16 protein-coding genes and 1 tRNA gene are annotated in these 12,673 nt (G+C 46.8%); 6 read left to right on the top strand and 11 right to left on the bottom strand.

The window, feature by feature from the left end; translation table 11 throughout:
* Nucleotides 1–158: 158 nt before the first annotated feature.
* The 3 genes from QUA99_RS25400 (at nt 159) to QUA99_RS25390 (ending at nt 1,597) form a co-directional block, all read left to right on the top strand.
* On the top strand, nt 159–353 hold the full coding sequence (locus QUA99_RS25400; protein WP_333442026.1) for a hypothetical protein: 195 nt from the start codon (nt 159–161) through the stop codon (nt 351–353).
* 440 nt (nt 354–793) lie between these two features.
* Nucleotides 794–1,177: a hypothetical protein gene (locus QUA99_RS25395; RefSeq protein ID WP_333241835.1), complete on the top strand. Its 384-nt coding sequence runs from the start codon at nt 794–796 to the stop codon at nt 1,175–1,177.
* A gap of 231 nt (nt 1,178–1,408) precedes the next feature.
* Nucleotides 1,409–1,597: a DUF2949 domain-containing protein gene (locus tag QUA99_RS25390; RefSeq protein ID WP_333241833.1), complete on the top strand. Its 189-nt coding sequence runs from the start codon at nt 1,409–1,411 to the stop codon at nt 1,595–1,597.
* Nucleotides 1,598–1,903: 306 nt separating this feature from the next.
* Here the strand turns inward: QUA99_RS25390 and QUA99_RS25385 are convergent.
* The 5 genes from QUA99_RS25385 to yqeK all read right to left on the bottom strand — a co-directional run bounded on the left by QUA99_RS25385 (nt 1,904) and on the right by yqeK (nt 4,938).
* Nucleotides 1,904–1,980: transfer RNA gene (locus QUA99_RS25385), tRNA-Met, on the bottom strand.
* A gap of 119 nt (nt 1,981–2,099) precedes the next feature.
* On the bottom strand, nt 2,100–3,053 hold the full coding sequence (locus QUA99_RS25380) for an asparaginase (RefSeq protein WP_333241831.1): 954 nt from the start codon (nt 3,051–3,053) through the stop codon (nt 2,100–2,102).
* Between the two features lie 180 nt (nt 3,054–3,233).
* The gene (locus QUA99_RS25375; protein WP_333241829.1) at nt 3,234–3,743 is read right to left on the bottom strand and encodes a CGLD27 family protein; all 510 of its coding nucleotides are present in this window, start codon (nt 3,741–3,743) and stop codon (nt 3,234–3,236) included.
* A gap of 2 nt (nt 3,744–3,745) precedes the next feature.
* Complete coding sequence (gene rsfS, locus QUA99_RS25370) at nt 3,746–4,165, bottom strand: ribosome silencing factor (protein WP_333241827.1); 420 nt, start codon at nt 4,163–4,165, stop codon at nt 3,746–3,748.
* A 137-nt stretch (nt 4,166–4,302) separates the two neighbouring features.
* Nucleotides 4,303–4,938, bottom strand: coding sequence for a bis(5'-nucleosyl)-tetraphosphatase (symmetrical) YqeK (gene yqeK, locus QUA99_RS25365; protein WP_333241825.1), 636 nt, complete (start codon nt 4,936–4,938; stop codon nt 4,303–4,305).
* A gap of 221 nt (nt 4,939–5,159) precedes the next feature.
* Here yqeK and QUA99_RS25360 point away from each other — a divergent pair, with 221 nt between their 5' ends.
* The 3 genes from QUA99_RS25360 (at nt 5,160) to QUA99_RS25350 (ending at nt 6,166) form a co-directional block, all read left to right on the top strand.
* A complete protein-coding gene (locus tag QUA99_RS25360; protein WP_265239648.1) occupies nt 5,160–5,435 on the top strand; it encodes a BrnT family toxin in 276 nt (91 codons plus the stop codon).
* The gene (locus QUA99_RS25355; protein ID WP_333241823.1) at nt 5,398–5,673 is read left to right on the top strand and encodes a BrnA antitoxin family protein; all 276 of its coding nucleotides are present in this window, start codon (nt 5,398–5,400) and stop codon (nt 5,671–5,673) included. The genes QUA99_RS25360 and QUA99_RS25355 overlap by 38 nt, the downstream gene beginning before the upstream one ends.
* Nucleotides 5,674–5,905: 232 nt before the next feature.
* Nucleotides 5,906–6,166 (top strand): hypothetical protein, encoded by a 261-nt coding sequence (locus tag QUA99_RS25350; RefSeq protein WP_333241821.1) that lies wholly within the window; start codon nt 5,906–5,908, stop codon nt 6,164–6,166.
* Between the two features lie 36 nt (nt 6,167–6,202).
* Here QUA99_RS25350 and QUA99_RS25345 read toward each other — a convergent pair whose 3' ends face one another.
* The 6 genes from QUA99_RS25345 to QUA99_RS25320 form a co-directional block, all read right to left on the bottom strand.
* Complete coding sequence (locus QUA99_RS25345) at nt 6,203–7,471, bottom strand: WcaI family glycosyltransferase (RefSeq protein ID WP_333241819.1); 1,269 nt, start codon at nt 7,469–7,471, stop codon at nt 6,203–6,205.
* A 164-nt stretch (nt 7,472–7,635) separates the two neighbouring features.
* A complete protein-coding gene (locus QUA99_RS25340) occupies nt 7,636–8,073 on the bottom strand; it encodes an ATP-binding protein (protein WP_333241818.1) in 438 nt (145 codons plus the stop codon).
* The gene (locus QUA99_RS25335) at nt 8,070–8,393 is read right to left on the bottom strand and encodes a hypothetical protein (RefSeq protein ID WP_333241816.1); all 324 of its coding nucleotides are present in this window, start codon (nt 8,391–8,393) and stop codon (nt 8,070–8,072) included. Before QUA99_RS25335 ends, QUA99_RS25340 begins: the two co-directional genes overlap by 4 nt.
* 222 nt (nt 8,394–8,615) lie before the next feature.
* Nucleotides 8,616–9,614: a sugar transferase gene (locus QUA99_RS25330; RefSeq protein ID WP_333241815.1), complete on the bottom strand. Its 999-nt coding sequence runs from the start codon at nt 9,612–9,614 to the stop codon at nt 8,616–8,618.
* A gap of 373 nt (nt 9,615–9,987) precedes the next feature.
* Nucleotides 9,988–10,656 (bottom strand): DUF3318 domain-containing protein, encoded by a 669-nt coding sequence (locus QUA99_RS25325; RefSeq protein WP_333241813.1) that lies wholly within the window; start codon nt 10,654–10,656, stop codon nt 9,988–9,990.
* A gap of 818 nt (nt 10,657–11,474) precedes the next feature.
* Complete coding sequence (locus tag QUA99_RS25320; RefSeq protein ID WP_333241811.1) at nt 11,475–12,530, bottom strand: hypothetical protein; 1,056 nt, start codon at nt 12,528–12,530, stop codon at nt 11,475–11,477.
* Nucleotides 12,531–12,673: the final 143 nt, after the last annotated feature.

Raw genomic sequence — 12,673 nt, 5'->3', positions numbered from 1 at the left:
GGTCATTCGATTTGAGATTTGAGATTTGAGATTTGAGATTGACACCACGGATAAATCCGGGGGCTTGAGGATGCAAGGATTTTGGATGCTTTCGATTGATTCCACGGATAAATCCGGAGGCTTGTACCATCAAGAAATTATTGGTCAAGTACAACTTGATGAGCGCAGGTTTTGAAGTTGAGATGGTTTTAGCAGGCAAAGTGCTGTTAATAACTCGGAATCTGCCGCTGGCAACTGAGTTTTTAACGACTGCCACCGCCATCTTAGCGCGATCGTCCGCTCTGGGAACATTGGCGATCGAGATGAATGCAGTATCAATCCTGGACTCACTCTACACGCTCCTACTATTATAGATTTGAGATTCAAGAATTAAAGAATTGGGAAAGACTTATTCTGTAAGGGCTTAGAATTGACCGGCTGTTGCATTCTTTTTTTGAACAGGTATCTGAAACCAGGTTTTTTTAGCGTTTTGGCGGTCTGCAACGAGCTATTGTCGTGAAAAAACAAATTGGTGAATAGCCGCCCGTGCATCCACTACTAACTATTTTTCCACTCCTGACGCGCCCCCATCAAACAAATCGAGTTTTTGGTTGACTCATTCCTGAAATGAGGTATTCTGAGGTTTCAACCGGGTTGCTGGGTCAGTTCTTTTTTTCCGATAGCGCGATCGAAAGTTATAAGTTTTCACAGGAGCTTTAATTGATATCTCCACAAGCAGCTACTTTTGATAGAGTGCAACTTAATTCCGGCTCGGTACAATAAGCATAGTAGGATGCAACTAGCGGAGGCATGGATGATGAACGCAGTTATTGCTACTCTTGGCACTGCTCTTGGACTGAGTTCAATTTTTATCGGTTTGACCCCGGCGGTTCTCGCCCAACCAAGGCTGCAACCAGCGCCCCAAAATTCGGAAACGACTTTATCTGGGGACTCCCTCAGGAGTGTGGAGGACAGAACCGTAGACTCGGACTACCAAAACTTGATTGGTGAATCTGAAACCGCGGCTAATTCTGCTAGAAGGGAAAGCAGCTTGGGCGACACTTTTCGCCTCAGAATCGATGGCCCGTTGGAATTTATTACTACTCCTTCGGACGCCCAGCGTCAAAGAAATCCTTTACCTCCAAAACAAACCGACAGTGGCACAGAAGCGGGAGTTCAACTTCAGCTAGGACTTTAGCAAGTTTAAATGAATTCATTGGAAGCAAGTGAGCGATCGCAAAACCCAATTTTTGATTCTCAGACCTGTGACTGCGATCGCCTTTTTTTATGATTTTTATCACAATTTCTGTGCGTTGTCCATCACACCACATCGCCGATTTTCAACAGAAAATTAGGACTATTAAACTTCCGATACAGACCGATTAGCTACATATCTTTACAATAGCGCATAAAACTGGCGGTGAAGGTGATGGGAAAGGCTCAACTGATCGATTATTTGCGAGGAGAGTTGGCGATATCGAATTCGGCGATCGCCGTGGCTCTCCGCCACGGTGAACAAGATGGCAGCCAATTGCCTATGGTTCTGTGGCAGTACGGGTTAGTTACCCTGGAACAATTAAACCTGATTTTTGATTGGATGGAAGCCCAGCCGATTTAGCAATTTCCAATTTAGAGTTAAAAAATATGGATCTCGGATTGCAAATTTTTGACAAATAAAGCTTGCACAAACGCTCGTCGAAAAGTATAGGGTTAAGTGTTTAGGTTGAGGGTGGGTCTTATTTTATACCCATATAAAAAGACAAATATACGGTAGGGACACAGCACTGCTGTGTCCTCATGTTTGTTGCAGCTTAAAATAAACTGCTTTCAATCTGTCGAAGAGGCGATCGCAGACGGCATCAAACAGAGGGTATAAAACAAATCCCAGCAACTTTTAGGCTGCTGGGGCTTGTCTTAGTTAATTTGGTGGCGGGAAGTGGATTTGAACCACTGACCTTCGGGTTATGAGCCCGACGAGCTACCAGGCTGCTCTATCCCGCGTCGCTTTTTGTATTCATCTAGTATAAACATATCTTTCTGAAAATTGCAACCCCTAAATCAAAAAAACTTTTTAGATTATGGGAGGGGTTGCTCAAATCGGCGAGCGAGTCTCGATCGCCCTAAAGCATCGAAACTTCGCCGACTACCTCCAAGCGCTTAAAATCGCTGAGAGTCAAATAAGTCTCCGCAAGAGTTTCGGCGATAGTCGGAGTAATCCACCCCAACTGCTTGAGCAAGTGAATCGCCACAGCAAATTGAGCGCGCTTTCCCCCATCCGTCACCTTAATTGCCAAGCCCATGCCTTCGCCAACGCGGCCAATGCACTGCACCCCCTCGGCACCGGACTTGCTCACCAATTCCCCTTGAGTCAAGCGCATCAGTTCCGTGTCAAATTTGCCCTCACCGGCAACCATCATTGGGTGATGAGTCATAGCGCGGACAATCCGCTCCATCTCCACATTGTCGCCAGAGGCCAACTTAGCGTACAAAGACGCCATTTGCCCCAACTGCAACAGATAGGTAGGAGCGCCGCAGTCGTCGCGAGCGCTGATAAACTCTTCGGCAGGCATCGCCAGCAAGTCAGCTACTTTGCCCAAAATAAGCTGCTGGACGGGATGTTTCCGGCGCAAATAAGTTTCCAGAGGCCAGTGCAGTTGCTGGCAGACAGCCAGCATTCCCGCGTGTTTGCCGGAACAGTTGTATTGCAGGGGGCTCTTTTTGCCTTCAGGAATCGGGCATTGAAGTTTAGATGGGTCAATGTCGCAGCGCCACAGGACGTTAAATACCTGGCGCGATTGCTCGATCGTACCTTGATGGGAACTGCAAATAATCGCTAAATCTCGATCGGTCAATTCGTAGCGTTCTAAAGTGCCAGTCGCCGTCACCGCCAAAGCTTGAAAAGGCTTGAGTGAAGAACGGACAAATGAGGCCGTTTCCGAGTTACCAGCAACCGACAAAACGCGGCCGCGGTTGTCACAGACAGCAGCTTGGGCGCGGTGCCTCGATTCCACAATACCTTCGCGCAGCAGTGTGACTTCCAATTCGGCAGCTTGGGTTCGTTTTCCCCTTGTCATATCAATTTTAGATTTTAGATTTTAGATTTTAGATTGGGGTTCAGGAAGTTATGAGTTGCGAGCTGGCAGTTACGAGTTGTAAAGTTAATCTTTGTGCGATCGTTTCTGACTCATGCACCCCGTGTGTGTTGTTGGCTGTGCGCGGCTATCTCAAAACTCAAAACTTCCTTGCATTTCCGATTACAAACAACTCCAAATTAGTCCCCCGGCAACCAGCAATACTGTCAAACCATAAAATGTCTGCCGCAGACGCCTGAGAATTGGTTCTAGTTGGTAGTTGACAATCAACTGATCTTGAAGCAAAACTTCGGGAGTTTTAGGCCAAGATTGACAATCGTACCAGCCAGACTCTTCGTAGACGACCGTGGGATTTGAAAGGCGCGATCGCACGTAGAACCAACCCAAGTAGAGTCGCAGCAAAGCTAATCCTAGAATAAAACTGGCACCTGCGGCACCGCTGAGGACAAACTGAGCTGGATACTTGCTTGGAGCAAAGCTAGAAGCAGCTATCGGCACCGACACCAAGCAACTCCAAGCCCACACCCAAGCTAGTTTTGCCAGGTATCCCGGCCAATTGAGTGTTACCCAGCTAAAAAACCAGGATTCTTTAAGTTCTTGGTATTCATTGATCGGTCGCTGTTCTTGCGGAACGGGACAAATAGAAGCAGAAACGTTTTTCACATTAGCCATCCTCACGGCGCGGGGGAAAAGTCTATGCGTTCGGCGTGTCCCCAGAACGCTTCTAAATTGTAGAACTCCCGCTCTTGAGGCTTCAAGATGTGAACGATCGCGTCGCCGTAGTCCATGACTACCCAACTGGCGTCTGATAGCCCTTGTGTACGCAGTGGCAAGCGTTGCCACTCTTCTTCCACTTGGTCTGCTATCGCTTGGGAGATGGCTCGTACCTGCACGTTGGAAAATCCGGTGACGATCGCAAAGTAGTCTGCCAAATAGCATACTTCTGCCACCCGGAGCAATACAATATCTACTGCTTTGCGGTCTTCGGCTGCTTGGGCAACGGTCACGATCAGGCCGCGAGCTTCGTCTGCGGAGGTGCCGTCCGTTGCTGTAGACTGGGCCCTGGAGTATTCGAGTTGGGTTAGATCTGACATTAAGTGTTTAAGTTCCTAATTGATACGGTAAGGAAGAATGGGTGCGCTACAAGCGATGGTTTTTGGCAGTTTCAGACGGGAAAGAGGAGTTAGGTTGAAGCCAAAAGTAAGGACAGGATTGCTGGTAAATTTTACTTTTAACTTGTGATTTGTTCGATCGACTTCTCCGTCGAATTTCCTGTTTCCGGCGATTCGCGGGCCATCAGCAGCGCCCAATTCCGCGTAAGTACGGTGCGGGGGTGGATGTAGCAGCGAGTTTCTAGCAAATATTTAAGAGAATAATCGCTAGTTTGCCACACGGCTGCATAAAGATTTTGCAAGCTTGCCTCGCGCAGTGCTTTTAGTGCGGCTGTGTTGCCGCGGCTCGACTCTATTGTGTCTGCTACAAATACGGTACAACTAAGCTGGCTCATGTTTGGTCTGCCGAGGGTGTGATTGGCGATTGCCTCCAAAATTTCTCGATCGACCACTCCGAATTCGTCTCTAGCGACGATCGCGCTCGCGTCTGCGTGCAGCAAATGCGGGTGTGCTTCCAACACTGAGTCTAACTCTAAACCTTCCTTCTGGGCCATTTGCAGCAGCAGTTGAGGTTTGAAGTATTTTGCCAAATCGTGCAACAAGCCGGCCGATCGGGCTTTTGCTTCGTCGAGGCCGTAATGGCGAGCCAAATCACCTGCTACCTGTTCGACTCCGAGGATATGTGTGATACGGGCAGCAGGAACGCGCTCAGAGAGCCAAGCTAGGACGTTTTCGCGCGCGGGTACAAGTGTCAAATATTAACTCCTAAATTGTAGGATCTCCTATTTTAGCGTTTTGTTTCGATCGGCTGCTGTGTCGGGCACACAGGGGTGTGGTGGCTTGTGGGATGGGGAGGGGTGAAGGGGGTGAAGGGGGCGAAGGGGGCGATCGGCTCTACCTGAACAATCCAAAGATATGTTAAAGTAAGTGGCTGTAACGACAAATTGTAGTTACAATATCTAGTGACAATCAAGGTATGGAATTTGAGTGGGATGAGACTAAACGTCTTACCAACCTTAGCAAACATGGAATTGACTTTATCGACGTTCCATTAGTTTTTGATGGAGAAATCGTAACAGTTGAGGACGAACGATTCAGTTATGGGGAGCAAAGGTTTGTGACTTTTGGTTTGTTGCAAGGGCGAGTAGTCGCTATCGTCCATACAGAACGAGAGGAATGTACCCGCATTATTTCTGCTAGAAAAGCAACTAAATATGAACAACGAATCTACTTCGAGCAAATCTCAAACTGACTGGGAACGTCTAGATGCCATGACTGATGAAGATATTGATTTCTCTGATTGCCCTGAAATTACGCCTGAAATGTTTGCTAAAGCCGTAGTTCAGCGAGGCTTGCCCAACCCTAAGACTAAAGCTCAAGTTACCTTACGCATTGACAGTGATGTTTTGGAGTGGTTTAAATCTCAAGGTCGTGGTTATCAAACCCAGATCAACACCTTACTGCGAGAATACATGAAAGCCCATCAATAGTTGATTTGCTATTTTTTGTAATTATCTCATTTATTCTACTTTTAGTCATTGCCATAAAAGGTTATTTTATAGTTGCTCCAATTCGGGGGGAGCATCTCATATTTGTAAAAACACTTCTTCTTGCTCCTTTCTTCTTCCTCTTTCCTCCTGCCTCCTGCCTCCTGCCTCCTGCCTCAAAACTCCAATTTCTAGCTTGGCTGCTTTCATTGAGATGCTCCCAATTCGGGCTTCGATGGTAATTTTGATTGCCCTTTTGTTAAAAAGGGGATTTCCGCTAAAAAGCTTAATCAAAATGGCTGTTGCTGGTAGTCAAAAATCTTTTTCAGTTATCGCTATTTTACTTTTAATCGGGGCAGTAATGGCTGTCTGGATGGCTGCGGGGACAGTTTCGGTTCTGGTATATTGGGGAATTAAATCAATCGCTCCTGAGTATTTCATTTTTTTTGTTTATCTTAACGAGCGTTATTTCTGTACTGCTAGGAACATCTTGTGACACTCTAACTAGGCATGGTTTCAAGCGGTTATCTTATTATTTCGGCAAAGGCTCCAATATTTTGTCACCATGACTCGCTGCTACCGCCGCAAATAAAGCTTCATAATGATTCAAAGCTTCCTCAAATCCGTAATTTTCTACAGCATAATTTCTGCCTTGCTCGCCCAACGCATCCACCTTAGCAGGGTGCAAGTACAAATCCTCAACCGCATCAGCCAAAGCCTGCGGATCTTCCGGCGCTACCACCACCCCGCCACCACTTTGCTGCACTGCTTTCTGGGCCGTACCAGTTTCAGGAACCGAAGCCAAAATTGCCCGGCCGCTGGCGAGAATTACTTGAATTTTTGAAGGCATATTGAAGTTAGTAACGCGGCGCTTTTGTACTACTAAACTAACATCAGCAGCAGCTAACAATTCCGGCAATTTTTCTCGCGGTTCAAATGGCAGCAGCATTACATTATTAGCTTTGTAAGTTTCGCAATCTTTTTGCAATCGCGCCAGTGCTGTTGATTCCCCCACAATTACAAAAGCGATTTCGGTTATGTGTTTCAAACGAGCCGCTGCTTGGACTACTGTTTGCAAGCCTTGAGTGAGGGCAATATTGCCAGCATAGAGAACGACAAATTTGCCCTTGAGTTTGTGAGTTTCTCGAAATGAGTTATTTTCTTTGGGTAAGGGGCGAATGAAATTGACATCAACCCAATTGGGAACGCAAACTATTTTTTCCGGGGGTACTCCCTGAGAATGCAATTTTTTGACAAAACCGCTGTCGATGACGCTGACTTGGCTGGCTGTGCAGTATGCCAACTTTTCCAAAGCGTCAGCAATACGAACTAGCAGTCCGTTTTTTTTGACCAAGCCGACGCGCACGGCTGCTTCTGAGACGATATCCTGAACGTTGAGGACGATCGGGCAAGCGCGAATCCAGCCGTAAAAGGCGACTGGGACGCAAATCGGTAAAGGGGGCATGGTCGAGAAAATCACGTCGGGACGCCAGCCTCTGAAGGCTTGGACGGCGCTGGAGACGACAAAACTGCCGTCTAGCAAAAGTCGGTCTAGGAGGCTGGGGTGGGGGCCGTTGACGCGCAGGTAGCTGCGCTGAATTGTCACGCCGTTGTGTTCTTCGGTGAGGTAAAATTTGCCCTGATATTGCGGATAAATCCGGCGCTGGGGATAGTTGGGCATTCCTGTGACGACTCGTACTTGGTGGCCGCGCTTGACTAGGCCTTGCGCTAGTTCTGTCATCAGGGGGGCAATGCCGATCGGCTCTGGATAGTAGTTATAGGAATAAATTAGAATACGCATAATATTTAGTTTGAAGCAAATTGTCCTGCCGCCGCGTGCCTCGATCCTGCACGCGCAGAATTGCACAGGATGTGCTTGGGTTCCTGGTAGCACAACAGGGGGCGGCGCTGTGACCTTCTACAGGAGCGAAACAAACCGCCCTGGCTCGGGCGGGTCTCGCGCCATCAGGTAAGGTTTTTGCGCATTACCAGGCAGTTGCGGCGATCGTCGGTACGGATATACCGAAGGTCGTCTGTGAGCTTGTACATGAACACCAGTCCCCTTTCTCCTTCTCTGTCCAAGGGATCGCGCTGCTCTTGCATGATCGAGTGCAGCTTTGCTTCGAGGTTGAACGGTTGACCCCTGTCCCAAATCCTAATTTCTAAGTAATCGGCAAACACTTTTACCTCAATGTCGATCGGCGTCGCGGGGGGCAAGTTCTGGTGAGCGTGGCGGACAGCGTTTGTAAAGCCTTCGTTGATTATCAGCCGACACTGCCACCAGAAATCCGCTGGCAGCAGCGGCAAAACGATATTCTCCAACCATTCCAAAACGGATGTTAAAGCCTTCAGGTCTGTTTCAACCTGAAGGTGCGACTCGGCCTTTGGTTGCTTGTCTTTCATCTTTCTTCCCCCTGGTCGGTTCCCACCCCCGCTGTACTCAGCGCAGGTGGGAGAGGAAAAGGAGGGCAAGGTCTTGGCAACATATTAGTTAAGTCAAGCTTGAGTTGAAGAAGCCCGTTTTGCCTCAAGGTGAGCATTCCTTTCGCACCATTTACTCGCACAGGAAATGAGAGACTTCCGATACTGTAAACCGCCTCGGTAGGGCGTATAAATAGGAAAAATTCCAGAGTCAGCTTGCGAGGATTGGTTTGAGCTTCGACCGCCTTAGCAGTCGGTACTTTTTTAAACCCACCTGAGTTAGGGTCGTCCTCAAAAACCATGCTGGGATCATTCGAGTACGACCTCGAACTCGCAAATTGCTAATTAATGCTCTGATTGCAGAGCTGGCAACTAGCTACGCATTTTCTGGGCGTGTGAATTTTAACACTTAATACTAGCGTAGGTATCGCTACCGATCGCCTGTTTGAGTAAGTATCGAGTTCGAGTTCCTGCCGCCGTCGGCAAGAGCACCTAAAAGTTTAGCGGTGGGTTGTTGACCGTTCCTACACAGCGCCGCTATTTTTGTTAAACAGGACTGTTACGGTTTTAACAATTAGTTTCAAGTCATACATCAGGCTCCAGTTTTGTTGGTATTTTAAATCTAAACGGATGACATCTTCAAAATCGCGGACTTGAGAGCGACCGTTGACTTGCCATTCCCCTGTCATCCCGGGTTTGACATCCAAACGCTGCCACTGAGGGACTTCGTAGCGCTCAACTTCGTCTGGGGTAGGCGGTCTAGTGCCGACTAGACTCATTTCGCCTTTGAGCACGTTCCAAAACTGTGGCAGTTCGTCGAGGCTGGTTTTGCGCAAGATGCGCCCGACTTTGGTAATCCGCGGGTCGTTGTCATTTTTGAAAAATGCGCCAGAAGCCTGGTTTTTGATTTGGGCTTTCATTGCTTCGGCGTTGGTACACATTGAGCGAAATTTCCAAATCCGAAATTGTCTGCCCATCCACCCACAGCGGGTTTGAGCAAAAAATATCGGGCCTGGATTGTCGATCGTGATAGCAGCAGCTATGGGTACAAGCAAAATTCCTGTAATCACCAAGCCGACTATTGCCCCAACGATGTCTATCAGCCGCTTCACCCACGATTGCACTGAGGGGTGGGTCATCGGTAGCTGATTGTCCGAGGGGTTGGTCTCTGTGGGAGTTGAGGTTGCAGAGGGCTGCTCGATCGTCAGCACTTGATCTAGACTGGTGAGAGCAAATACTGCCATTACCTGCGGCTTAAGGCTGCGGAGCACTAAGTCGCTATCCCGCTGTTTGGCAAATTTCAGATTGCTAACTAAAGCACCGATCCCGCTACTGTCGATGAATGTCGTCTGACTGAAGTCTAGGACAATCTTGCTGGGAACGGTGCTTCCAGAGAAAAGTTGCTGGCAGGTTGTCTTGAAGTTTACGGCTTCAAGTACGCTCAAGCGCACGGGTATGTGAACTGAGGGAATCTCGTCCAAGTACGTAACCCGAAAATCTGCCTCTGGGGTTTGACTGACCATGAAGTCCTAGTTTCAAATTTCAAGCTGATGTCTTTAGCCTATTCTGTCCTAGCAGCTCCACCTTAGGCTAGCTTTATACAAACTTTACAAAAACACCTGAAAGCTCGCCCGCCGCGCGTGATATCACAGCCAAAGATAGACTTGAGTCTACCAGTCAAAGTTTTGGCTCAAAGATTTTTGAACGCAATCGCTGCCAAACTTTGACATCGGAATCAAGATTTTTGTGGATTCAGGCCGATTAATCTGGTCGTTAATAATTTTCGTGCCTGTCTTGCAGGGGATAGCGACCGCAGTTAACAGCTAACACTTAATAGGAAAGTCAAAAGTTAACTGTTAACTGGAAAACCCCCGTACCAAGCGTCGGGGGATAAGATTAGGAATTGTAGACGTTTTCTGACTGGGAGGTTTCGCGGGTGATGGGTTTGACTTTGGCTTTGGCTTTGGCTGCGTTGCGTTTCAGGGCCTGGAGACGAGCTTCGTATTTAGCCCGCTGCTGTTTTTTGGAGGTTTGCTCGATTAAGGTTTTTAAGGCGCTGCCGAGGCTTTTGTAGGCGTTTGGGAGTGTGTAGCCGAAGCGAGTGGCGAGGGCGAGGGCTTTTTCGTCGGCGTCTACTGCTTCTTTTAAACTTTTCTCTCCGTTATTTTTTTGGTAAAGTCTCCAGCCGGAGACGCCGCAGAGGGAGAGGGCCAGTATCAGCAGCAAGCCGTCTTGCACCCAAAGTTCGCCGACGGCACCGCCCATGCCAATGGCGAGGGCTGCCATTTCCCAACCGTCTCTGGGGATGGTGTCGTTTTGGATTCTGGCAACTTCGTGCCAAAACAGGAGGTTGCGCTGATCCATTGCTAGCTGTTCCCAGCGGATCAGGTCTATTTGGATTTCTACCTGGTCTTTGCCTATTTCTTCGCTGCGGATCAGGGTAGGATTAACTTCTATTGTTTTTTCTACTGTTACCCAACTTTGGAGTTCTGGGGGCAGTATGTTTTTCAAGCGCCGGATCTCACTCATCTCGGCTCTTGCTGTAGAGGTTGCATAGGATGTCATAGCTCCGGCCTATTGATTTTCCAAAGGTTAATATGTGTCTATTTCTGGAGTATAGCAAACCTTGAATCCAAATACAGTCTAGCAACGGGGGTCGATCGACCAATTACTTGCAATTTTACTTGATTTTAGTCTCTGGGGGCGATCGCAACTGCCGACTCGATCGTTTCCTTTGGAGTATTTGAGTGACGGACTGACACTCATCTAAGCGATACAGTACCAGTTATCCTACTGCTATTTCTGGCTTCTGCTTTAATAACATTTTTTGGAAAAAATAGCGATTTGTGTGAATAACTTATCGCTGTTTTCTCTATTTTTAGACCTGGGCTTTATGCGAGGTTAATTAACAGCTTTCAAGATTCGATAGGAACTTGACTAGGATTTAAATATTACATCATAATTCTACCTCAAATATCTTTCTAGTTATGATATATTTTGGCTTCGGGTTGAGATAGGAAGTTGAGGGTTGGCGGAGAGCTTTTTAGCCGTGATATTGTAAATTTAATTCCGCGATTACCGGCTAAGTGTTTTCTGTAACTTTTGGTAAGAATACTTGTTGTTAAAATGTCTAATTTTTTTATTTTTATTGATAACTAAATCCTTTAGACCTGAGTTAAACAGCTTGCGCTTTCTTCTTTATGATATTTTTATATGCCATAAAATCTTGGAACTCTTCTAGTTGTTCCTTTATCTTATCTTTTTTTAGGTTGCTGATTAACGGTATGAACCAACTTTTTCGGAAATTACAAAACTCACCCGACTTGGCTTATGGCAATTCCGAACTCTTCAATTCATACCTGTTATTAAGCAACGCTAAATGATTAAAGCGACTTGAGAAGACCGCTTTCTAACTGATAAATTGCTGCCATGATTCCACTTTCAGGATTTGTGAGCAGAGACTTTTTGACATCTTTCAAGTATTCTACAATGTGTTCCCGCAAAATCGGTCTTTCTACTTTGACTGTGTGATTGTAATCCCACAAGTCCCAGATGATAATCCCGATGCCGACAATCGGGTCTATTAAACTTACTCCCAACTGACTAGCAACTGTACCGCCTGTTTTTGTGGCTACCTTGGCGGCGGCTTTGCTGGCAACTTTAGCCGTAACTTTGCTGCCAACTTTAGCTGCTACTCCCAAAATTAAGGGTTTAGCAACTAAGTAGCCGCTGCCGCCAACTAATACTTTTAATGATAAATTAGAGACGTTTCCTTTGTCGCTAATTGTGGTGGCAATATCGTTCAGATATTTGTCCCACTGTACTTGCGGTATATTATAATTGTTTTGAACTACTTTCACATTCTTACTGACTTCGGCTATGTACAAATTAGCAGTATCTTGAGTGATTAATTGAAATCGCAGTTGAGCGTTTTTGGGAACCAGCACGCGGTTAGCAAATTCTCTTTGAAAGTCTTCGGTTAATTTTTCGGAAACAGCACGAGATGCTGCTGTCATATCAAATCTGTTGAGTACGGCAGATTTCACGAAATTAAAAGGTACGGTAAACTCCATCTTTTTTTGATTGAAGTAATCGAAGTACCAATCGAGGAAGCTATTGTCTACTCGTGCAATTACTTCGGCTTCCCATTTGTCCAATTCTTTGGAGGCGAAAGTTTCGGCTGTTGTATGGGATTGTTGGATAGCGTTTTTAATGTCTTGGTTAACTTTGCTAAAATCGTGTGGCGGCGAGACGACAACTGCTGTGGTTCCGGTATTTGTTAGTGACTGGGAAATTAGAAAGTTACCGCATAGGGGAATGATGACTACTAAAATTACGATCGTCCAAATCATCGGTGTCACAGTTTTGATAAACTGACCGATAACTCTGAGACGTTCTGTTTTCTCTGAATAGCTAATTTCTTCCTTGTCTTGGCTCATGGCGGTTGCTCAATTGATGAGGGGCTAGTTCCGATTATAGGCGATCGTACCTGCGATCGTGTTACGGCCCACATTCCGCACCCCCAACTGGCACATACACGCAGTGAGGGGGTAAAAGTGAATCGTCAGAGACCAAGCGCGAG

It is taken from the genome of Microcoleus sp. F10-B2 (assembly GCF_036704965.1).
Taxonomy (GTDB): domain Bacteria; phylum Cyanobacteriota; class Cyanobacteriia; order Cyanobacteriales; family Microcoleaceae; genus Microcoleus.
This window is presented reverse-complemented; position numbering and strand designations above follow the sequence as displayed.